This is a genomic window from Methylobacterium sp. JK268 (genome assembly GCF_054052225.1).
In genome coordinates, this window is sequence record NZ_JBSVZN010000036.1 from 63272 (window position 1) to 83006 (window position 19735).

Here is a 19735-nt window from a genome sequence, read left to right on the forward strand (position 1 = left end):
CCTACGGCGCAGACGCGTGAGCATTCGCGCGGCAGCGTGGATCGCCCGCCGCTGGCGCCACCCTGGCTGCCTCGGATCGGCGCGGTGCCATCGGCTCGAACGCGTGCGACTGGACGTTCCACGCTTCGAGCAGCACGTCGGCCGTACCGCAATTGTTCGCGTAGGCGAACGCGAACGGCGCGTCGTTCACGAAGAGCGACGCGTCCCCGCTGCGCTCGGCGACGAAATCCGCCGAGAACCGCTCACCCGCCGCGCCGCCGGCCGCCCCGGGATCGACCGGGGTGAAGACCAGGGGCGTGAGGTGGACGGGGACCCCGGGCGCCGTCGTGCGAAGGATCGGCTGGAACCAGGCCGCCGCCAGGACGCGGCGGGTCCAGGCGAAGACCCGCATCACCACCCGGTCCTTCACGTCGATGAAGGTGCTGCCCATCGGGCTCGCCGGGATGGTCCCGCCATCGTTCCAGGGTTCGACCACGCTGAGCGTGATGCGGTAGCGCCGGTTCGCCTGCAGCCCTCCCGCGAGCGGCCAGCAGGGATCCCTCGTGTCGAAGCGCGGCGAGGCGGCGCCCGGCTCGCCGCAGACGCCCCAGCCATCGACCGACTCGCCGACCGCGACGGAGCCCCGGTATCCGGCGATCACGGCGGCGGCGCCGATGAGGCCGAGGAAGAGGATGCCGAACACGCTCGGGATGAGCTGCCACTTCATCGTCTGCATGAAGCCCTGATAGCGGGCGCTGGTCCGCAGCGGGCGGATCCAGCGGGCGGGGAGGGGGGCGTGCGCCGCGACGGGCGGGATCGCGGGAGCCGGCAGCCCCAGCGCCCGGGTCCAGAGGTCCCGCATGGTGTCGAAGGCGCGGCGCTTGAGCCCGGCCCCCTGCGCCATCAGGGCGACGATGAGCGCGACGTTCACGAGGAACAGTCCGGGTGAGCGGGCGAAGGCCTCGACCCACGGCGCCAGCAGCGACGGGAGCAGCCCGCCCGCCGCGGAGATCAGGGGCGAGGCGAGGCATTGCGGGCCGGCGCAGGCCGAGGGCGGCAGGACCGCCTCGATCACCGGAAAGGCTGCGAGGAGCAGCGAGGCGGCCACCGTCGCGAAGTAGATGACGCGCCGCAGCCAGTAATGGTCGAAGACCTTCTCCACCTGCGTGGGCCAGTGCACCTGTCCCGAGTCCGCGAGATCGAGCGGCCGGCGCGGCCCCCTCCCGACGACGTCGAACCGGGCCGGCAGCGCGATCGGCGCGTAGCGGTCGGTGCCGCGGGACATTCGCTCCAGCACGCTCTCGTGAACCAGGATCGGCTCCACCAGCAGGCCGGGCGGCGTGACTCTCGGATCCTGCAGCAGGAGCAGGTGCGGATCGGCGGGATCCTGCTCGATCTTCGCGTCGATCCGCCGGGTCTGCGGGCGGTAGTAGCCGGCGACGCCGCTGCGGGAATCGTAGAGATGCCCGAACGGGTCGGGACTCGGCGTCCATCCCCATTCGGTCTGCGGCTTGTAGCGGACGCCCGCCAGCTCGGCCTCGTCCATCATCCAGAGGAGCGGCACGTGGGACAGACCGTCGTCGGCGTAGCCCCCGCCGACATTGGAATGGACGCCCGCGAACCAGACCTGGCGCAGCCGGTCCTCCGGCACGACTCCCTTCGCCACGCGCTCGCGGTTCCACAGCTCGTCCCAGAGCAGGGGCTGGAAGCTGTCGCGCTCCTCGTCCAGGGCGAGCGCGTGGCGCGCGCAGCGAACCCCGTCCGCCAAGGCGGTGTTCGGCATCGACAGGGGCCAGACCCAGTCGTCGATGGCCCGGGTCAGCTCTTCGAGGGGCAGCCCGTAGGCGGCGACCGTGTCCCAGACACCGATGAACGCGACCTTCTTGACCTCGAGCGGCGAGCGCGTCTCGCGCTGCTCCGTCGTCCAGGCCCATTGCCTCCAGAGCTCGAGCATCCCGTCCCGCAGGTCCCGGATGCGATCCACCAGGCCCACCTTGGCCTTGAGATAGTAGTCGTCCGTCGTCGGAGCGGCTTTCGCCTCGGACGGGACATCCTTCTCGAAATCTTTCTTGGTCCCGCCCAGGAGGGGAAGCTTGTAGCGGCGGCGATAGGCCCTGTAGGCATCGGCGGCATGCGCCCGCAGGAGTTCGTCCGTCTCGCACTGCACGATACCCCGCGTGAGGATCAGCGAGGCCAGAACCCGCGCCGTGAACGCGCCGCGGCTGAAGCCGAAGAAGTAGAGGTGGTCACCCTCCCGATAATTCCGGCAGACGAAGCAGTACATGTCGATGATGTTGTTCTTCAGGCCGATCCCGAAGATGCCGCCGAGCAGCTGCAGCGGCTTGAAGGCCGAGGTGCCGACTCCGCCGTGGTAATACGCGATCTGGCGCCGCTGGCCGGAGGCCGTGGTGGGTCCGGTGTCGACGGCTTGGTAGACCCGCCAGACATTCGTCTTGAACAGCTTCGCGGCGCTGTTCCCGGTCCCGTCCGCGAACAGGAGGATCGATTTCGGCGCGGCCGTCCCGCCCTCCTCGACCGAAGGCGTCACCGCATCGTCGTCGCTCGTCACGGACCATTCCTCCGGATGATGGCGTCGGCTCGCCGGCGAATCCCCTGTCCGGGGTCTCACTTCGCCGGCTGAGGAGGGGATTGCTGCCACTTCTCCATCTTGCCGAGCACGCCCCAGGCTGCGAGCCCGAGGAAGATGGGCAGCGTGTAGGGGCTGAGGCCCGCCGCCGGCGTGAGCTGCGTCAGCACCTGCCCGAGCCCCGTCCCGGCCGGAACCTGGGACAGGATCTGGGTCAGGACGGCGCCGATGATGCCGATCGCCGTCTTCTTGCCGTTGAGGAGGTTGCCGATCGTCTCCCCGAGTGCCCCGTTGACCTGGCCGAGCGGGGGCGTGCCCGCACCGGTCTGGCCGGCACCCAGGCCGGCGCCCGGGATCGCGCCCGGCCCCACCGTGTTCAGGATGGCGGCGAGCTTGTCGATCAGCGTCAGGATCTCCAGCGGCATCTGCGGGAGCGGTTGCGGAACCGGGGACGAATGAACCACCACCGGCCCCCCGGCCCTGCTGGCGACGAGCCTTTCGATGTCCTCGATCCGCTTCCTGAGCGCGTCGGTCTCCGTGGTGCCGGCCGGGCGCAGGGCGGTGCGGAGCGCCGCAACGGTCTGGTCGTCGGCCAGCCCGGTTTCCGGCAGGCCGCGCCTGACCTGGAACTGCGCGAGGGCGGTCTTCGTGTTCCGCCCGCTCACGCCATCCTCGACGAGGGGCGGGGACGCGCCGAGCTGGTTCAACGCCTGCTGGACCCAGAGGATCGTGTCGGCCAGATCGTCGTCCGGCTCGGTCGCGGTGAGCCCGGCCGGGGTCTCTGCGCCGATCGCGATCGTGCCGTCCTTGTCCGCCATCGCCCGCAGGATCACCGCCGTGCCCAGCTGAGTGTCCACCACGGTCGGATCGAACACGTGGTCGCGGATGTACTTGCCGCCCGGAGCCGGAGGGCCGTAGGCCGTCGACCCGCCCCAGAGATACGGTGAGTTGACGCCCCGGAACCGGTAGCCGTAGCCGTTGAACCCCTCCAGGCGGTACAGGACCCGGGCGATGCTCCAATCCTTGGCGCCGGCGAAGCCCTGCAGTTTGAGGGCGTCGACCGCCCCGTCCAGGAAGGCCGCCGGGCCCGTGAACGGACCGCGGCCCTTCGGGACGATCGTCGTTACCTGCCCCAGCGGCTGCCCGTTCCCAAGGTAACGTCCGAAGTTGAGGTTCGCTTCCCGGTAGTGGCACAGGCCGACGAACCACCAGGGAACCCCGGTCCGAGCCTCGACCGCCTGGTAGCTGGCCTTTCCCTGCAGGATGCGCGCGGCCTGCTTCTCGGCCTCGGCCAACCTGTCGGGTCGGATGGTCAGGGATGTCCAGAGAGTCTTGTAGCTCTCCTCGCATGTCAGGAAGGAGATCATTGTGCGCACCCGGCCCGGTCTTGATTAGCCGGCATTCTGACCACCTGACCGAGTGCCTCGCGTCCATCAAATAGATGATGGGGCGGGAAATATCTGCGAGGGAAGGATGAGCCGGGCGGAACCGAGGATATCCGAAAGTTGACGGGGCGCCGCGATGGTGCGCTGGGAGGCCTCGGGCCGACGCCCGAACGGGTCGAGGCGCCGTGAGGTCCGGTTCCGCCCGGACCGGAAATGCTCTAGCCGGAGCCGGCGGCGCATTCCGGACATGCCGGCGAGCGGACGCGGGAGGAGGGGACGATGCGGCGAGCGATCCTGATCATCGGCCTGCTGGCCGGCGGTGCCGCGCGTGCCGGGGAGCCCGAGCGGCACGATCCGTTCCACTGGATGAACGAGATCAACAAGGCCTCCCTGATCATGACCGTCGAGACCGGGATCGTGCCGCGTCCGCTCGGCGCCCGGATCGCCAGGGCCGTCTCCCAGGTGATCGCGGACGGCGAGAAGCCCGGCGCGACGCGGCCGGACGACTACCTGCAGCTCGAACCGCTCATCGTCGCGCGGGCGGGGCCGGACGCGACCCGGCTGCATTCGGGCCGCAGCCGGCAGGACATCATCCCGACCGTGCTGAAGCTGGAGCAGCGCGAGCGGTTGCTGCGCCTCGCGGAGGCCCTCGACGGCTCGCGGGCGAAGCTGATCGACCTCGCCGAGCGCCACGCCGACGTGATCGTGCCCGCCTACACCAACGGCGTGCAAGCCCAGCCCACGACGTTCGGTCACGTCCTGCTCGGCTATGCCGGGGCGCTCGCCCGCGACGCCGCGCGCCTGCGGGAGGTCTGGGAGCGGGTCGACGAATCGCCCCTCGGGGCCGCCGCCCTCGGCACGTCGAGCTTCCCCGTCGACCGGGCGCGCCTGGCGTCGCTCCTCGGCTTCGCCCGCCCGGTCGAGAACAGCTACGATGCCGGGCAACTCGCCCCGATGGATGTCGGCCTGGACCTCACCGGCCTCTCCACCACCCTCGCCACGACGGTCGGGGCCTTCGCGCAGGACCTCGCCGCCCAGTACCACCAGCCCTCGCCCTGGATCCTCCTGCGGGAGGGCGCGCTCACCGGGCCGAGCAGCATCATGCCGCAGAAGCGCAACCCGGTCGCGCTCTACCAGCTGCGGATGCAGGCGAGCGAGGTGGTGGGGGCGGCCGGGGCCTTCGTGATCATGGCCCACAACGTCGAATCCGGCATGCCGGACTACAAGCGCAACCAGTTGCAGCCGCCGGCGCGGACGCTCGACCTCGCCGCGGCGATGCTCCGGCGCCTGGACCGCTTGCTCGACGGCCTCGTGGTCGATCCCGAGCGCGCGGCGGCGGAGGTGGACGCGGACTACTCCACCACGACCGAACTCGCCGACGTGCTCCAGCGGGAGGCCGACGTGCCGTTCCGCCTCGGGCATCACTTCGCCTCGGACCTCGTCACCTTCGGCCGCGGCCGGCACCTGCGGCCCGCCGACCTCGCCTTCGAAGACGTCAAGCAGATCTACGCGGCCTCGGCCGGTGAGGCGCGGCTCCCGACCGCCTTCCCGCTGACCGAGGCCCGCTTCCGGGAGGCGCTGAGCGCCCGCGGCATGGTGGAGGGCGCCAGGGGACTGGGCGGCCCTCAGCCTCCCGAAGTCCGGCGCATGATCGCCGCCGCGCGCCAGCGTCGCGAGGCCGACGCGGCCTGGCTCGGAGCGACCCGGGCGCGCCTTTCCGCCGCACGGGATGGCCTGCAGCAGACCTTCGCGCGGATCGCCGACGAGGCGCCCTCGTCGCCGTGAGCGGGCCCGGTCGCGGCGGGTCGCTCCGCCGGCTCGGGCGGCCGCGCGGAACGGGGCTTGTGCCCTGCCCTTGCGTCCCCTATCCGTTCCGGCGTTCGTTCGTGTTTCGGATCCTTCGGCCGGTTCGTGGCCAGGCCGGTTCATGCCCCTCCCTCCGACGGGAAAGTCGATGACCAGCGGCGGGGCGATGACCGCGGATCGGGGATCCGGTCGGGACAGACGGGCGCGCATCCTCGGCGCGGCCCCCCCGAGAGCGCGCCTGATCCACGTCGCGCTGCTCGTCGCCTTCGCCGCCGGGTATCTGGGGATGGCGCTGTTCGACACCGGCCCCGTCGACCCCGCGCAGGGCGCGGATCTGCCGACCGGTAGGCAGATCGGTCTGCGCGGCTCGCAGCCCTAGGTCAAGGAGCAGCGCCGGCCCTTTGCGTGGCCGCCCGGTCCCGTGCGAGCATCGCGCCGATGCGCACAGCCCTCATCCTCCGCTGGCCGCGGGTGATCCGCCCGGCGGCGCTCGCCGTCGCCGTGACGACGGTTTTCCTGCCCCTCGCCCGAGCCCAGACCTCCCAGGGGCCGCCGCCCGACGCCGCGTCCTTCGCGGCCTGCCTGGAGGGAGTGGCCGGCGACGCCGCCGGACGCGGCGTCCCGAGACCCGTTGCGGACGGCCTCGTGGTGGGGCTCACCCCGGACCCGGAGGTCATCGCCGCCGCCGGTCACCAATCCGAGTTCGAGAAGACGCTCTGGGACTACATCGACGCCGCCGTGACGGAGGAGACCGTCGCGGACGGGCGCGCCAAGCGCGCGGCCTGGGACGCGACCCTGGCGGCGATCGAGGCGCGGACCGGGGTCGACCGGTTCGTGCTGCTGGCGATCTGGGGCATCGAGTCGGGCTACGGGGCCGTGCTCGACAAGCCCGGTAAGGTGCGGCCGGTCCTCCGCTCCCTCGCGACGCTCGCCTGCACGCCGGGGGACCGGGCCGCCTACTGGCGGGACGAACTCGTCGCCGCCCTGCGCATCGCCGCGGAGGGGCCCGTGCCCGTCGCCGACATGACCGGCTCCTGGGCCGGCGCCATGGGCCATACCCAGTTCATGCCCTCGACCTACCTGCGCTTCGCGGTGGATTTCGACGGCGACGGGCGGCGGGACATCTGGCACTCGGTCCCGGACGCGCTGGCCTCCACCGCGGCGTATCTTCAGGCGGAGGGCTGGCGGGCCGGGGAGCGCTGGGGCGACGAGGTGGTGCTGCCGCCGGGCTTCGACCTCGCGGGTTCCGACGAGAGCGTCGAGCGCACGATCGCGGACTGGGACACCCTCGGCGTGCGGCGCGCGGACGGGCAGCCCTTCGCGCCGGTGCCCTCCAAGGCCCATCTCGTGCTGCCCGCCGGCATCCGGGGGCCCGCTTTCCTGCTGCTGCCGAACTTCCAGGTGATCCTTCGCTACAACACAGCCCTCTCCTACGCGCTTGCGGTCGCGCACCTGTCGGACCGCCTGCGCGGGGAGGGACCGCTGGTCCAGCCCTGGCCGCGGGGCGACCGGGCGCTCACCCGCGACGAGCGCCGCGACCTCCAAACCCGCCTGGAGGCGAAAGGCCACCCGGCCGGGGGCGTCGACGGCCGGATCGGGCCGCGGACCCGGGCCGCTTTGCGGTCGTTCCAGAAGGAGATCGGGCTGCCGCCCGACGGCTACGCCGACCCGGCTCTCCTCGAACGGTTGCGAAATCAGCCCTGATCACCCTTGCCGTGCGTCCGTCCGGGCGCAGTTACCGGCGCGATCCGGCTCCGCGAGGATGAGACGATGGCTGTGAAACGTGCGTGTCTGGCGATGCTCCTGGCCGCGTCCTGCCTCGGTCCGGCCGCCGCCCAGACGGCTCCGGCCGCGGGCAGCGACGCGGTCCTGCTCACCGTGTTCCTCAAGCACGACCAGTCGAAGAACCTGCACGAGATCAACGCGCAGCTCCAGAAGAACGGCTACTACGACCAGTTCCCGCCCGCCGGGACCGAGGTCGTGTCCTGGTACGTGATGATGGGCATCGGGCAGGTTGTGACCCTGCGCGTCCCAGCCGCGAAGCTGCGCGACGTGAACGTCGCCCTGGAGAACACGGCCTGGGGCCCCTATCGCACCGAGTTCTACCCGACCTACGACTACAAGGACCTCGCCGCGCAGCAGAAGGCCAAGATGTCGGGCGGGGCGAAGCCCTGACTGGATCCGTGAAGCCCGGACGGACGATGTCCGGCGGGGCTTGAAGGCTCGCTCCCATTGTCCGGGCGCATGCAGCACCAGCGGAATGCGACCCCGAAACCAGCGCAAGACTCCGCGAAGCCTCTGCTTTTCAGCGCCGTTGCTGGCATGCGGAGCCGCTTCGCGGCAGAGTCTCATGCTGGTTTCCGGATCTCCTTCCGCTGACGCTTCCGTCGTCCGGAAAAGGGGTGTTTGAGGGCGAGCGAGACTCACGTCCCGCAGAAGGTCCGCAGCACCCGCTCGTTCTCGGCCGGCGGCGCGGCGTAGGGCGCCGCCTCCGGCCGCTCCGTGTAGGGCTCGCCGAGCGCTTCCACCAGCCTGTGGAACGGCCCGAAATCCTCCTGCCCGACCGCCGCCGCGATCACCGCCTCGACCTGGTGATTGCGCGGGATCAGGAGCGGGTTCACCCGGTCCATGGCCGCCCGCCGCTCCGCGCCCGGCATCGGCTCGGCCGCGAGGCGCTGCCGCCAGCGCCCCGCCCAGGCGTCGAAGGCGGTCGGGTCGACGAAGAGGTCCCGCACGGCCCGATCCGCGGCCGGGTCCTCGGCGGCGGCGCCCAGGTGCCGGAAGGTGAGCGTGAAGTCCGCCGCGTTCTCGGCCATGGCCGCCAGGAGGTCGGAGGCCAGCGCCACGTCCTCCTCGGGCTCCGTCGCGAGCCCGATCTTGCGCCGCAAGCCGCCATGATAGGCGGCCTCGAACAGCGGCACGAAGGCGCCGAGCCGCTCCTGCGCGTCCTCGATCGCCGCCTGCGTCTCCTCACCGAGGAGGGGCAGCAGGGCCTCGGCGAGGCGCGCGAGGTTCCACTGGGCGATCATCGGCTGGTTGCCGTAGGCGTAGCGGCCCTGCGCGTCGATGGCGCTGAACACCGCCCCGGGGTCGTAGGCGTCCAGGAAGGCGCAGGGGCCGTAATCGATCGTTTCGCCCGCCACCGACATGTTGTCGGTGTTCATCACCCCGTGGATGAAGCCGACGCAGAGCCACCGCGCCACCAGGGCCGCCTGCCGGGCGATCACGGCCGAGAGCAGCGCCCGGTAGGGATTCGATTCGCCGGCCACCTCCGGATAGTGGCGCGCGATCACGTGATCGGCCAGCGCCCGGACGGCCTCCGTGTCGCGGCGGATCGCGAAGTACTGGAACGTGCCGACCCGGATGTGGCTGGAGGCGACCCGCGTCAGGATCGCGCCGGGCAGGATCTCCTCCCGGATCACCCGGTCGCCCGTCGCCACGGCGGCGAGCGCCCGGGTCGTCGGGATGCCGAGCGCGGCCATCGTCTCGCTGACCACGTATTCGCGCAGAACCGGCCCCATCGCGGCGCGGCCGTCGCCCATCCGGGAGAAGGGGGTCGGGCCCGAGCCCTTGAGCTGGACGTCGCGCCGGATCCCGTCGCGGCCGACGACCTCGCCGAGGAGGATCGCGCGCCCGTCCCCGAGCTGCGGCACGAGCTGCCCGAACTGGTGGCCGGCATAGGCGGCCGCCAGCGGCTCCGCGCCCGCCGGCATCCGGTTCCCGGCGAGCATCGCGACTCCGTCCGGGCCCGCGAGCCAGTCCGGATCGAGGCCGAGCGCCTCTGCGAGAGGCCGGTTCAGGCGGATCAGCCGCGGGGCCGCGACCGGGGTCGGCGGCGTGCGGGCGTAGAAGCGGTCGGGCAGACGCGCGTAGCTGTTGTCGAAGGGCAGGGCAGTCATCGCGGGCGGGCCTCTCGGCGGCGAAGTCGTCCCTCATCGTCGGGACGCGGAGCGCCGGAGACAAGCGCCCTGCGGCGCGATGGTTCGGGGCGCGCCGTTACGGAAGGGCGTCGCCGCAGCTCTCCAGATGGGCCGCGAGGCCGAGCCCGTGCGCGCGGACGAGCTCCTCCGCCCCGGCGCCGTCCCGCGCCCGCAGGGCGACCAGGATCGCCCGGTGCTCCTCGCGCGAGCGCGCCGCGCGTCCCTCGCTGCGCATCGCGAGTCGGCGGATGCCGCGCAGATGCACCAGCAGGTGCCCCGCCAGCCCGTCGAACACCGCGCAGCCCGCCAGTGCGACCACCGTCTGGTGGAAGCGGAGATTCGCCTCAGAATAGGCGTCGAGCGCCTCCGCGGGCGGGTTGTCCGGGAAGGCCGCGAAGAGGGTGTCCAGCTCCGCCAGCTCCGCGTCGCTGGCGTGTCGACAGGCCAGCCGGGCCGCGATCCCCTCCAGCGCCGCGCAGGCGTGGATGATGTCGATGATCTGCCGCCGGGTCTTCTTCACCACGAAGACCCCGCGGCGGGCCTCGGACCGCACCAGCCCCTCCTGCTCCAGCACCGTGAAGGCCGCCCGCACGGGCGTGCGGCTCACCCCGAGGTCGCGGGCGAGGCGGCGCTCGTCGAGCCGGATCTCCCCGGAGGCCCCGTAGACGTCCAACTCGGCGATCGACGCCCTGAGGGTCGCGTAGACGCGCATGCGCAGATTGGCCGCCACCGGGATCGGCGTCACCGGCAGCGCGACGGATCGGGCGCGGGGCCGGGGACGCGGCGTCCCGTCGGGTTCGGTCATCGGCGATCCTCCTGCACGGCCGTGCCCGGCATCCGCAGAACCTCCGCTTGACACCGTCTGAGTCCTGGCATACCACATGCCAACAGCGAAACACAAATACTCGCTGCGACGCCGACCCTATAGGTGCCGTTGGTTGAAGACGAACCGGGAGGAATGCGGCCTGTTCTTTCGAGAAACGGACCGAACACCTCTGGCGTTCGCAAGATCATGCGTCCGAATTCCGGTTCGTGCCACGGTGAAGCGGCCGATCCGGGGCCGAGTTGATCGTCTATGAGGGGTGCCTCAATGCTTCTGGTCGCGTGCGATTACGAACAGGTCGTCGAAGCGGCGGGCGATGCCATCGTGGTGTCCGATGCGGAGGGCTGCATCACGGCCTGGAACGCGGCGGCGGAGCGGATCTTCGGCTTCACCAAGCGCGAGGCCCTCGGCCAGACGCTCGACCTGATCACGCCCGACCGGCACCGCGCCCGCCACTGGGAGGGCTATGCCCGGACCATGGCGAGCGGCGTGACCAAGTACGGGACCACGCTCCTGCGCGTGCCGGCCTTGCACAAGGACGGGCGGTCGCTGTCGATCGCCTTCACGGTCGGGCTCCTGCGCGGAGAGGATGGCCGGGTCACGGGCATCGTCGCCTCCATCCGCGACGAGACCAGCCGCTGGGCCGAGGAGAAGGCCCTGCGCCAGCGGATCAGCGACCTCGAAGCCGCGGGCTGAGGGGGATCGCTGTCTGAGGACGGGCCGCCCCGGCCCCCATCGTTCCAAGGCGGAGTGAGCCGCCGAACACCCCAGCGGAGGAGTGACCCATGAGCAAGCCGCTCGAAGGCATCAAGATCATCGACTTCACGCACGTCCAGGCGGGGCCGGCCTGCACGCAGCTGCTCGCGTGGTTCGGCGCCGACGTGATCAAGGTCGAGCGGCCCGGGGCGGGCGACGTCACCCGCTCGCAGCTGCGGCACGTCGACGACGCGGACGCGCTCTACTTCACGATGCTGAACTCCAACAAGCGTTCGCTGACCCTCGACACCAAGACGCCGCAGGGCAAGGAGGTGCTGGAGAAACTGATCCGCGAATCCGACGTCCTCGTCGAGAATTTCGGCCCCGGCGCCCTCGACCGGATGGGCTTCTCCTGGGCGCGGATCAACGAGCTGAACCCCGGCATGATCGTCGCCTCGGTGAAGGGCTTCAGCGAGGGGCACCACTACGAGGACCTGAAGGTCTACGAGAACGTGGCGCAATGCGCGGGCGGCGCGGCCTCCACCACCGGCTTCTGGGACGGACCGCCGACCGTCAGCGGCGCGGCCCTGGGCGATTCCAACACCGGCATGCACCTCGCGATCGGCATCCTGACCGCGCTGCACGGCCGCGCCAAGACCGGCAAGGGCCAGAAGGTCGCCGTGTCGATGCAGGACGCCGTGCTCAACCTCTGCCGGGTGAAGCTGCGCGACCAGCAGCGCCTCGACGCGCTGGGCTACCTGGAGGAGTACCCGCAATACCCGCACGGCGAGTTCGGGGACGTGGTGCCGCGCGGCGGCAATGCGGGCGGCGGCGGCCAGCCGGGCTGGGTGCTGAAGTGCAAGGGCTGGGAGACCGACCCGAACGCCTACATCTACTTCACGATCCAGGGCCACGCCTGGGCACCGATCTGCCGCGCGCTGGGCAAGCCGGAATGGATCGAGGATCCAGCCTACAACACGCCCCGCGCCCGCCAGGACAAGATCTTCGACATCTTCGCCTTCATTGAGAGCTGGCTCGCCGACAAGACGAAGTACGAGGCGGTCGACATCCTGCGCAAGTTCGACATCCCCTGTGCGCCGGTGCTGTCGATGAAGGAGATCGCCGCGGACACCTCGCTGCGGGCGAGCGGCTCGATCGTCGAGGTGCCGCATCCGCAGCTCGGCACCTACCTGACCGTCGGCAGCCCGATCAAGTTCTCGGACCTCGCCGTCGAGGTGAAGCCCTCGCCGCTGCTCGGCGAGCACACCGACGAGGTGCTGCGCGACCTCGGCTACACCGAGCAGCAGATCGAGATGCTGCACCAGGAGCGTGCGGTCTGATAGACACCCCGCGACCAGCGACGGCGCGCCCCCGGGCGCGCCGTCGTCGTGTCTCCGGCGCCCGCTCTCCCGGGTGCCCCACCCGGGCGGGCCGTCCGTCCCGCGCCGCGAGGATCCGTCGTCGATGCTCCAGAGCCTGCGCCGCCTCCTGCCGGACCTCGCCCCCGTCAGCCTGCGCGAGCGCGCCCGCGCCGCCCTCGGCGCCCTGCTGGGCATCCTGGCGACCGGCCTGATCAGCCGGGCGATCCTCGGCGACCACGCGGCGCTGCCGGTGCTGATCGCCCCGATGGGCGCCTCCGCGGTGCTGCTCTTCGCGGTGCCCGCGAGCCCGCTCGCCCAGCCCTGGTCGATCCTCGGCGGCAACGCGGTGGCGGCGCTGATCGGCGTGACGGCGGCGGGGCTGATCGCCGATCCGTTCGTGGCGGCGGCGGTGGCGGTGAGCGTCGCGATCGCCCTGATGACGGCCCTGCGCTGCGTCCATCCCCCGAGCGGCGCCGTGGCGCTGACCGCGGTTCTCGGCGGCCCGGCGATCCGCGACCTCGGCTACGGCTTCGTGCTCTGGCCGGTCGGCGTGAACTCGCTGCTGCTGCTCGCGACCGCGCTCCTGTTCAACAACCTCACCGGGCGCAGCTACCCGCACCGCGCGCCCCAGGCCGCGCCCTCGGGCGGCGCGGCGCCGTCGCCCTTCACGAGCCTCGGCTTCACCGCCGCCGATCTCGACGCGGCGCTGCAGGATTTCGGCGAGGTGCTCGATGTCGGCCGCGCCGACCTCGACGCGCTCCTGCATCACGCCCTGCTGCGGGCCTCCCGCCGGGCGCTGGGCTCCGCCACCTGCGCCTCGGTCCTGTCGCGGGAGGTGGTCGGCATCGCGCCCGAGGCGTCCCTCGACCAGGCGCTCGCGCTGTTCCGGCGGCGGCGCCTCCGGGCGCTCGCGGTCACGGACGAGGGCGCGCGGGTGCTCGGCCTCGTCACGCACCACGACCTCATCGACAAGGCTGCCTGGGACCGCGGCGGGCCACGGCTCGGCCTGGCCCGCCGCCTGCGCCTGACCCTGGAGCGCGGCCGCGCCCCGCACCATTGCGTCGCCGATGTGATGACGGCCCCCGTGGTGCCGGTCCGTCCCGAGACGCCGCTGGCGGATGCGGCCCTGTGGATGTCGCGCACGGGGCTGCTCCACCTGCCTGTGATCGGCCCCGACGACCGCCTGATCGGCCTCGTCTCGCAGGCCGACGTGGCGCATGCGCTGCTGCTCGCGAACGGCGCGCGCATGGCCGCGACCCCGGCCGCCGGCGGCGTGCTCGCCGGGGCCGCCTGATCGCCGATCAGGCCCGGTACTGGGCGTCGGTGACGGGGTCCAGCCATTCGACGGTCTTGCCGTCCCGCTTCTCCTGAATGGCGATGTGGCTCATCCCGGTGGTGGCGGTGGCGCCGTGCCAGTGCTTCTCGCCCGGAGAGAACCAGACCACGTCGCCCGGGCGGATCTCCTCGACGGGCCCACCCTCCCGCTGCGCCCAGCCGAGGCCGGCGGTGACGATCAGCGTCTGGCCGAGCGGATGGGTGTGCCAGGCGGTGCGCGCGCCCGGCTCGAAGGTCACGTGGGCGCCCGCGACCCGGGCTGGATCGGGCGGGCTGAGGAGCGGATCGATGCGGACCGAACCGGTGAAGTAATCCGGCGAACCCTTCTCGGACGGGCGTGAGCCGCTGCGCTTGATCTCCATCCTGTGTCTCCGTTCCAGCCGTCGGGGCCTCGTGGAAGGTAGGGCGGAGGATGCGCGCAGAGGAACCCTCTCCCCTTTGCGGAGCAGGCCGGGAGAGGGGAACCACGCTTCAGGGTGTGGAGCGCGTCACAACGGTTCAGGCCTCTCTTGAAGCGGGGTTCCCCTCTCCCGCCCCGGCACGAGTGCTTCGCACTCGCAGCGGGGCACCCTCCCCCGCAGAGGGGGGAGGGTAATGATGCCGCTCCGCCAGGATCATTTCCACCCCGCGCGCCACCACGTCCGGCTGCCACGCATGCGGCCCGTCATGCTCGACATAGGTGAGATCGTAGCCCGCCTCGCGCAGCAGCCGTGCGTGTCGCCGGGCGCTGCGGTCGATCGGGATCTGCGCGTCCCGGGTGCCGTGCGCGAGGAAGATCCGCGGCGCGCCGCGCTGGACCTGCACGGTGAGGAAACCCGCCGAGGAGACGAGGAGGTGGCTCGCCAGGTGCCCGTTGGTGAGCCCGATCGACAGCGCGTAGCTGCCCCCGTCCGAGTGGCCCGCGAAGGCGAGGTGGTCGGGAGCGAGGAGAAAGCGGTCCGCGACCGCCGCGAGGGCCACGTCCAGGCGCTCGCGGTCCGGGCCGTGGCCCGCGATGACGAGGTCCCAGGTCGGGAAGAGCGATTGCGGCACGAGGAGCAGGAAGCCGCGGGCCAGGGCGTGCGCCTCCAGCATCGGGAGGATCCGCTCGGCGCTGCCGCCGCCGCCATGGAACAGGACCACGAGAGGCGTCGGCCGCCGCGGCGCGACGCCGGGCGGCACGACGAGGAGCGCGTCGCGCTCGGGAAACAGCCCGAGGGCCTGCCGGCCCGGCGGCAGGGGAGGGCGCGTCGGCAGCCGGTGCGCGAAGGCGAGGCAGCCGGCGAGGTCGGGGTCGATCATGGGGCCTCCCGGGCGGACCGAAAAAAACCCGCCGGCGGGACGCGCCGGCGGGGAAAGGCGGCGGGCCGCACGCACCCGCCGCGACGAGAGGCCGGGGCGCCTCACTTCTTCTTGCGGACGCTGCTCTGCGGGTTGAGGCTGCCGATATTGCCGCTCTCGGTGCCGGCGCGCGGGTCGATCACCGCGTTGATCAGGGTCGGGCGGCCCGAATCCATCGCCGTGGTGACCGCGCGGCTCAGCTCCTCGGGCGTGGTGACGTGGACGCCGACGCCGCCGAAGGCCTCGATCATCCGGTCGTAGCGGGAACCCTTCACGAAGACCGTCGTGCCGGGGTCGCGGCCGGTCGGGTCGGTGTCGGTGCCCCGGTAGATGCCGTTGTTGTTGAACACCACCACGCAGACCGGGAGGTCGTACCGGCAGATCGTCTCGATCTCCATGCCGGAGAACCCGAAGGCGCTGTCGCCCTCGACCGCCAGCACCGGCTTGCCGGTCTCGACCGCGGCCGCGATGGCGAAGCCCATCCCGATGCCCATCACGCCCCAGGTGCCGACGTCGAGGCGCTTCCTCGGCTGGTACATGTCGATGACCGAGCGGGCGAGATCGAGGGTGTTGGCGCCCTCGTTCACCAGCATCGCGTCCGGCCGCTGCCGGATGATCTCGCGCAAAGCCCCGAGCGCCCCGTGGAAGTCCATCGGCGAGGCGGTCTTGGCGAGCTTCGCCGCCATCTTGGAGGCGTTCTCCTCCTTCTTGCGCGCGATGGTCCCGGTCCAGTCGGCGGGCGGGGCCGGCCAGTCGGCGCCCATCCCGGCGAGCAGCGCCTCGACGCAGGAGCCGATATCCCCGACCAGCGGCGCGGCGATCTCGACGTTCGAGTCCATCTCCCGCGGCTCGATGTCGACCTGGATAAATCTCTTGGAGCCCGGCTCGCCCCAGGTCTTGCCCTTGCCGTGGGACAGGAGCCAGTTGAGGCGGGCGCCGAGCAGCAGCACCACGTCCGCGTCCTTGAGGACCAGCGAACGGGCCGCGCCGGCCGAGAGCGGGTGCGTGTCGGGCAGGAGGCCCTTGGCCATGCTCATCGGCACGTACGGGATGCCGCTGCGCTCCACGAGGGCGCGGACGGCCTCGTCGGCCTGCGCGTAGGCGGCGCCCTTGCCGAGGATGATCAGCGGGCGCTTGGCCCCCTTGAGGAGATCGAGGGCGCGGGCGACCGAGGCGGGGGCCGGGATCTGGGCGGGGGCCGGGTCGATGACCTTCACCAGCGACTTGGCGCCGGCCTGCGCGTCCATCACCTGCGCGAACAGCTTGGCGGGCAGGTCGAGATAGACGCCGCCCGGGCGGCCCGACACGGCGGCGCGGATGGCGCGGGCGACGCCGATGCCGATATCGGCCGCGTGCAGCACCCGGAAGGCGGCCTTGCACAGGGGTTTGGCGATGGCGAGCTGGTCCATCTCCTCGTAATCGCCCTGCTGCAGGTCGACGATCTCGCGCTCCGAGGAGCCGCTGATCAGGATCATCGGGAAGCAGTTGGTGGTGGCGTTGGCGAGCGCGGTCAGCCCGTTGAGGAAGCCCGGCGCCGAGACGGTGAGGCAGATGCCCGGCTTCCTGGTCAGGAAGCCCGCGATGGCGGCGGCGTTGCCGGCATTCTGCTCGTGCCGGAAGGAGATCACCCGCATGCCCGCCGCCTGCGCGAGGCGGCCGAGATCGGTGATCGGGATGCCCGGGACCCCGTAGATCGTGTCGATGCCGTTGAGCTTGAGGGCGTCGATGACGAGGTGGAAGCCGTCGGTCAGCTCGGGCTCGGCCGGCGCGCCGGCCGCGTCGAAGCCGGCCGCGAGGAGGTCGTGATCGGGTTCGAGCGGCGTCTTGACGGTGGTTTCCATGGTGGATCCCCTGTGTACGGTTGGGTGTTCGGCCGGGTGCGGCTCCCGGCTCGCGGGAGGAGGCTGCGCGGAAAGGACGGTGCGATGGGGGTGGGGACCCGGCTCACTCCGAAGGGGACGAGGGGGCATGCGGCATCGGCGTTCCTCCTCGCGGCGGGCAGCCGGCGCGCTGTGCGGGCGGGCTCAGATCCGTCGACGTCTTTGTATCAGGTCGACTGTATACCAGACGATTATGCGCCCGGGCGGGGCCGCTTGTCAATCCGCGAGCGGCGGCTCCGGCCGGGTCGGGCACCTGCTCGGCGTGCCCCGACGCGGCGGGGTGCGCCGGATTGGGACCGGCGCCGGACTTGCTTCGGGGCGGGCGTATCGCGGGAGCGTGGCTGGGCTAGCCGCGACGGGCGCGCGACCGATATTGCGAGGGTCCTCCGGAGTGCCTCCGCTCGCCCCCCTCTCGCCGCCGCGGGCCGCGCGGGAGATCGCGCGGGAGCCCTCCGGATGGGCGCGCGGGAGCGGGGGAGTGGGAGCGTGAGGACACGGGTTGGGCATCCGACCGGCGATCACGGCGCGGAGCGTGCCGCACCGGTCCCCGCGCCCCGATGAAGTCCGCCCCGATCCGCCGCGGCACGCTGCGCAACCCCGGTCCCGACCTCGCCCGCCTGCCGGTGGCGCCGGACCTCACGGGCATCAACGTGGAGGAGGGGCTGCGGGCGGCCGTCGCCTTCGCGGCGATCATCCTCCTCAACGAGTGGCTGGCTTGGCCGCCGCTCCTCACCATGGCGCTCGCCGCCAACATGACCTGCTTCTGCGACATCGGCGGGCCGATCGGGCCGCGGCTGCGGGCGCTCGCGGCCTTCGCGGGGCTGGGCGGCGTGGTCTGGGGCGCCTTCGGGGTGATGGAGGCGGCAGGGCCGGCCGTGGTCCTGCCCGCCGCCTGCGCGGTGGTGTTCTGCTGCACCTTCGCGCGGATCTGGGGCGTGCCTGCGCAGACCGTTGGCAACGTGCTGGTGGTGGTGCTCGCCATCGCCCTCGACCGGGCGCTCAGCCCCGTCGAGGGCGCGGTGATCGCCGCGATGTTCTGGGCCGGCGGGCTCTGGGCGACCGTCCTGGCCCTGGTGGTCTGGCGCCTCCACCCGTACCGGCCCGCCCACGAGGCCATCGCCCGCGTGTGGTCCGGCCTGGAGCGCCTCGCCCAGGACCTGCGGCAGCTCGCGGCCGGCCCCGACGGGGCCGACGCGGTCGTGTGGGAGCGGCATGCCCGCGGCCATCGCCGGGCGGTGCGCGACGCGATCGAGGCCGCCCGCACCCTGGTGCTCGATCTCGCCCGCAGCCGCGCCCGGCTGTCGGAGCGCAATGCCCGGGCGCTGATCCGCCTGGAGGCGGCCGAGCAGCTGTTCGGGGTGCTGATCGGTCTGTCCGATCACCTGGAGCGGGCCGGGCCGGCGCGGCGCGCCGAGGCCGCGCGCTTCCTGCGCCTGCTGCCGCCGCTCCTGCGCCTCCTGTCCCAGGCGATCCGCCAGGACCGGCCCGTGGACCTCGCCCGCGTCGAGCGGGTGCTGGCGCGCGCGCGTCCGCCTGCCGATTCCGACCCGGCCCTGCGGCGGATGGCGGAGCGGGCGCTCGACCGCCTGCGCATCGCCGCCAAGCTCTCGGGCGCGAGCGACCTCGCGGGCGACAGCGGCCTCACGGGGGCGCCGGCCCCGCCCTGGCGCGAGCGGGTGATGCAGCCGCTGCGCGCCAACCTGACGTGGTCCTCGGCGAATCTGCGCCACGCGGTGCGGGCGACCGTGGTGGCGCTGCCCGCGCTGGCGGTCACCTTCCTGTTCCCGGGGCCCTTCACCCACTGGCTCACCATCACGGTGGTGCTGACCATGCAGCCCTTCTACGCGGCCACGTGGCAGCGGGCGCTGGAGCGCATCGGCGGCACGGTGCTCGGCGGCGTGATCGGGGCGTTCCTCGCCTATTTCGCGACATCCCCCCTGGTGCTCGCCGTCATGATGGTGCCGCTCAGCGTCGTGGGTTTCGCGGCCCGGGGGGTCAGCTACGGCACCTTCATCGCCTGCCTGACGCCCCTGGTGGTGGTGCTGGTCGAACTCGTCGAGCCGGGCCACTCGTCCTGGGAGATCGTCGGCATGCGCGCCCTGTTCACGGTGCTGGGCGGGGCGGTCGCGGTGCTGAGCGGCCTCGTGCTGTGGCCGATCTGGGAGCCGGAGCGGGTGCGCACCGAGCTGCGCAATGCGCTCCTCACGCATTCCCGCTACGCCGAGGCCGTGGTGGCCGAGCGCCTGGGCGAGGGCAGCGCCGAGGCGGCGGCCCGGGCGGCCGGCCTCGCCACCAACAACCTCGAAGCCTCCCTGTCCCGCGCCCTGCAGGAGCCGCGGCGGCGGAGGCGCTCCCGGATCGAGGCCGCGATGGTTGCCGACGCGACGCTCCGGCGCATGGCCGGCCGCCTCTCCAGCCTGCGGCACGATCCGGAGCCGCGGGGACTGCCCCCGGAGGCGTGGCGGGGCTGGGGGACCTGGATGGCCGCCGCGCTCGCCCGCATCGCCTCGGGCGAGGCGCCGCCGCCCCGTCCCGACGCCCCCGAGGCCGAGCCGCTCACCCGCATTGCGGCCCAGATCGAGCTGCTGGCCGTGACGCTGCGGCGGGCCGGACGAGGGAAGGAGTGAGACGGGATCCGCTTTG

At 72.3% G+C, this 19735-nt stretch carries 15 protein-coding genes; 8 read left to right on the plus strand and 7 right to left on the minus strand.

Going from position 1 to position 19735, the window contains the following annotated elements:
- Position 1: 1 nt before the first annotated feature.
- Both ACW9J6_RS28660 and ACW9J6_RS28665 read right to left on the minus strand, forming a co-directional pair.
- A complete protein-coding gene (locus ACW9J6_RS28660) occupies positions 2-2548 on the minus strand; it encodes a DUF2235 domain-containing protein (protein WP_457119752.1) in 2547 nt (848 codons plus the stop codon).
- A gap of 56 nt (positions 2549-2604) precedes the next feature.
- A complete protein-coding gene (locus ACW9J6_RS28665) occupies positions 2605-3933 on the minus strand; it encodes a peptidoglycan-binding protein (protein ID WP_457119753.1) in 1329 nt (442 codons plus the stop codon).
- A gap of 297 nt (positions 3934-4230) precedes the next feature.
- Between ACW9J6_RS28665 and ACW9J6_RS28670 the strand changes: the two genes are divergently transcribed.
- From ACW9J6_RS28670 to ACW9J6_RS28685, 4 genes are all read left to right on the plus strand, one after another.
- Entirely contained in the window at positions 4231-5736 is a 1506-nt protein-coding gene (locus tag ACW9J6_RS28670; RefSeq protein WP_457119754.1) for an argininosuccinate lyase, read from the plus strand.
- A 169-nt stretch (positions 5737-5905) separates the two neighbouring features.
- A complete protein-coding gene (locus ACW9J6_RS28675; RefSeq protein ID WP_457119755.1) occupies positions 5906-6136 on the plus strand; it encodes a hypothetical protein in 231 nt (76 codons plus the stop codon).
- Between the two features lie 59 nt (positions 6137-6195).
- Positions 6196-7461 carry a lytic murein transglycosylase gene (locus tag ACW9J6_RS28680; RefSeq protein ID WP_457119756.1) on the plus strand — a complete coding sequence of 422 codons (1266 nt, stop codon included), beginning with the start codon at positions 6196-6198 and terminating at the stop codon, positions 7459-7461.
- Positions 7462-7527: 66 nt separating this feature from the next.
- Complete coding sequence (locus ACW9J6_RS28685) at positions 7528-7932, plus strand: hypothetical protein (protein ID WP_457119757.1); 405 nt, start codon at positions 7528-7530, stop codon at positions 7930-7932.
- A gap of 248 nt (positions 7933-8180) precedes the next feature.
- On the opposite strand, the gene ACW9J6_RS28690 is transcribed toward ACW9J6_RS28685, so the two are convergent.
- Positions 8181-9656: a protein adenylyltransferase SelO gene (locus ACW9J6_RS28690; RefSeq protein WP_457119758.1), complete on the minus strand. Its 1476-nt coding sequence runs from the start codon at positions 9654-9656 to the stop codon at positions 8181-8183.
- Between the two features lie 97 nt (positions 9657-9753).
- Positions 9754-10482: a GntR family transcriptional regulator gene (locus ACW9J6_RS28695; protein ID WP_457119759.1), complete on the minus strand. Its 729-nt coding sequence runs from the start codon at positions 10480-10482 to the stop codon at positions 9754-9756.
- 285 nt (positions 10483-10767) lie between these two features.
- On the opposite strand from ACW9J6_RS28695, the gene ACW9J6_RS28700 reads away from it, so the two are divergent.
- The 3 genes from ACW9J6_RS28700 to ACW9J6_RS28710 all read left to right on the plus strand — a co-directional run bounded on the left by ACW9J6_RS28700 (position 10768) and on the right by ACW9J6_RS28710 (position 13851).
- Positions 10768-11196, plus strand: coding sequence for a PAS domain-containing protein (locus ACW9J6_RS28700; RefSeq protein ID WP_457119760.1), 429 nt, complete (start codon positions 10768-10770; stop codon positions 11194-11196).
- Between the two features lie 89 nt (positions 11197-11285).
- Positions 11286-12536 (plus strand): formyl-CoA transferase, encoded by a 1251-nt coding sequence (frc, locus tag ACW9J6_RS28705; protein WP_457119761.1) that lies wholly within the window; start codon positions 11286-11288, stop codon positions 12534-12536.
- A gap of 124 nt (positions 12537-12660) precedes the next feature.
- Entirely contained in the window at positions 12661-13851 is a 1191-nt protein-coding gene (locus ACW9J6_RS28710) for an HPP family protein (RefSeq protein ID WP_457119762.1), read from the plus strand.
- A gap of 7 nt (positions 13852-13858) precedes the next feature.
- On the opposite strand, the gene ACW9J6_RS28715 is transcribed toward ACW9J6_RS28710, so the two are convergent.
- The 3 genes from ACW9J6_RS28715 to oxc form a co-directional block, all read right to left on the minus strand.
- Complete coding sequence (locus ACW9J6_RS28715; RefSeq protein WP_457119763.1) at positions 13859-14254, minus strand: (R)-mandelonitrile lyase; 396 nt, start codon at positions 14252-14254, stop codon at positions 13859-13861.
- Between the two features lie 136 nt (positions 14255-14390).
- Entirely contained in the window at positions 14391-15173 is a 783-nt protein-coding gene (locus ACW9J6_RS28720; protein ID WP_457119764.1) for an alpha/beta hydrolase, read from the minus strand.
- A gap of 101 nt (positions 15174-15274) precedes the next feature.
- Complete coding sequence (gene oxc / locus ACW9J6_RS28725; RefSeq protein WP_457119765.1) at positions 15275-17053, minus strand: oxalyl-CoA decarboxylase; 1779 nt, start codon at positions 17051-17053, stop codon at positions 15275-15277.
- 596 nt (positions 17054-17649) lie between these two features.
- On the opposite strand from oxc, the gene ACW9J6_RS28730 reads away from it, so the two are divergent.
- On the plus strand, positions 17650-19719 hold the full coding sequence (locus ACW9J6_RS28730) for an FUSC family protein (RefSeq protein WP_457119766.1): 2070 nt from the start codon (positions 17650-17652) through the stop codon (positions 19717-19719).
- Positions 19720-19735: the final 16 nt, after the last annotated feature.

Bases quoted from the DNA above. Each gene is read 5' to 3' on its own strand.
- ACW9J6_RS28675 (WP_457119755.1), top strand. From the start codon at position 5,906: ATGACCAGCGGCGGGGCGATGACCGCGGATCGGGGATCCGGTCGGGAC.
- ACW9J6_RS28680 (WP_457119756.1), top strand. From the start codon at position 6,196: ATGCGCACAGCCCTCATCCTCCGCTGGCCGCGGGTGATCCGCCCGGCG.
- ACW9J6_RS28670 (WP_457119754.1), top strand. From the start codon at position 4,231: ATGCGGCGAGCGATCCTGATCATCGGCCTGCTGGCCGGCGGTGCCGCG.
- ACW9J6_RS28730 (WP_457119766.1), top strand. From the start codon at position 17,650: ATGAAGTCCGCCCCGATCCGCCGCGGCACGCTGCGCAACCCCGGTCCC.
- ACW9J6_RS28665 (WP_457119753.1), bottom strand. From the start codon at position 3,933: ATGATCTCCTTCCTGACATGCGAGGAGAGCTACAAGACTCTCTGGACA.
- ACW9J6_RS28700 (WP_457119760.1), top strand. From the start codon at position 10,768: ATGCTTCTGGTCGCGTGCGATTACGAACAGGTCGTCGAAGCGGCGGGC.
- ACW9J6_RS28715 (WP_457119763.1), bottom strand. From the start codon at position 14,254: ATGGAGATCAAGCGCAGCGGCTCACGCCCGTCCGAGAAGGGTTCGCCG.
- ACW9J6_RS28710 (WP_457119762.1), top strand. From the start codon at position 12,661: ATGCTCCAGAGCCTGCGCCGCCTCCTGCCGGACCTCGCCCCCGTCAGC.
- oxc (WP_457119765.1), bottom strand. From the start codon at position 17,053: ATGGAAACCACCGTCAAGACGCCGCTCGAACCCGATCACGACCTCCTC.
- ACW9J6_RS28695 (WP_457119759.1), bottom strand. From the start codon at position 10,482: ATGACCGAACCCGACGGGACGCCGCGTCCCCGGCCCCGCGCCCGATCC.
- ACW9J6_RS28690 (WP_457119758.1), bottom strand. From the start codon at position 9,656: ATGACTGCCCTGCCCTTCGACAACAGCTACGCGCGTCTGCCCGACCGC.
- frc (WP_457119761.1), top strand. From the start codon at position 11,286: ATGAGCAAGCCGCTCGAAGGCATCAAGATCATCGACTTCACGCACGTC.
- ACW9J6_RS28685 (WP_457119757.1), top strand. From the start codon at position 7,528: ATGGCTGTGAAACGTGCGTGTCTGGCGATGCTCCTGGCCGCGTCCTGC.
- ACW9J6_RS28720 (WP_457119764.1), bottom strand. From the start codon at position 15,173: ATGATCGACCCCGACCTCGCCGGCTGCCTCGCCTTCGCGCACCGGCTG.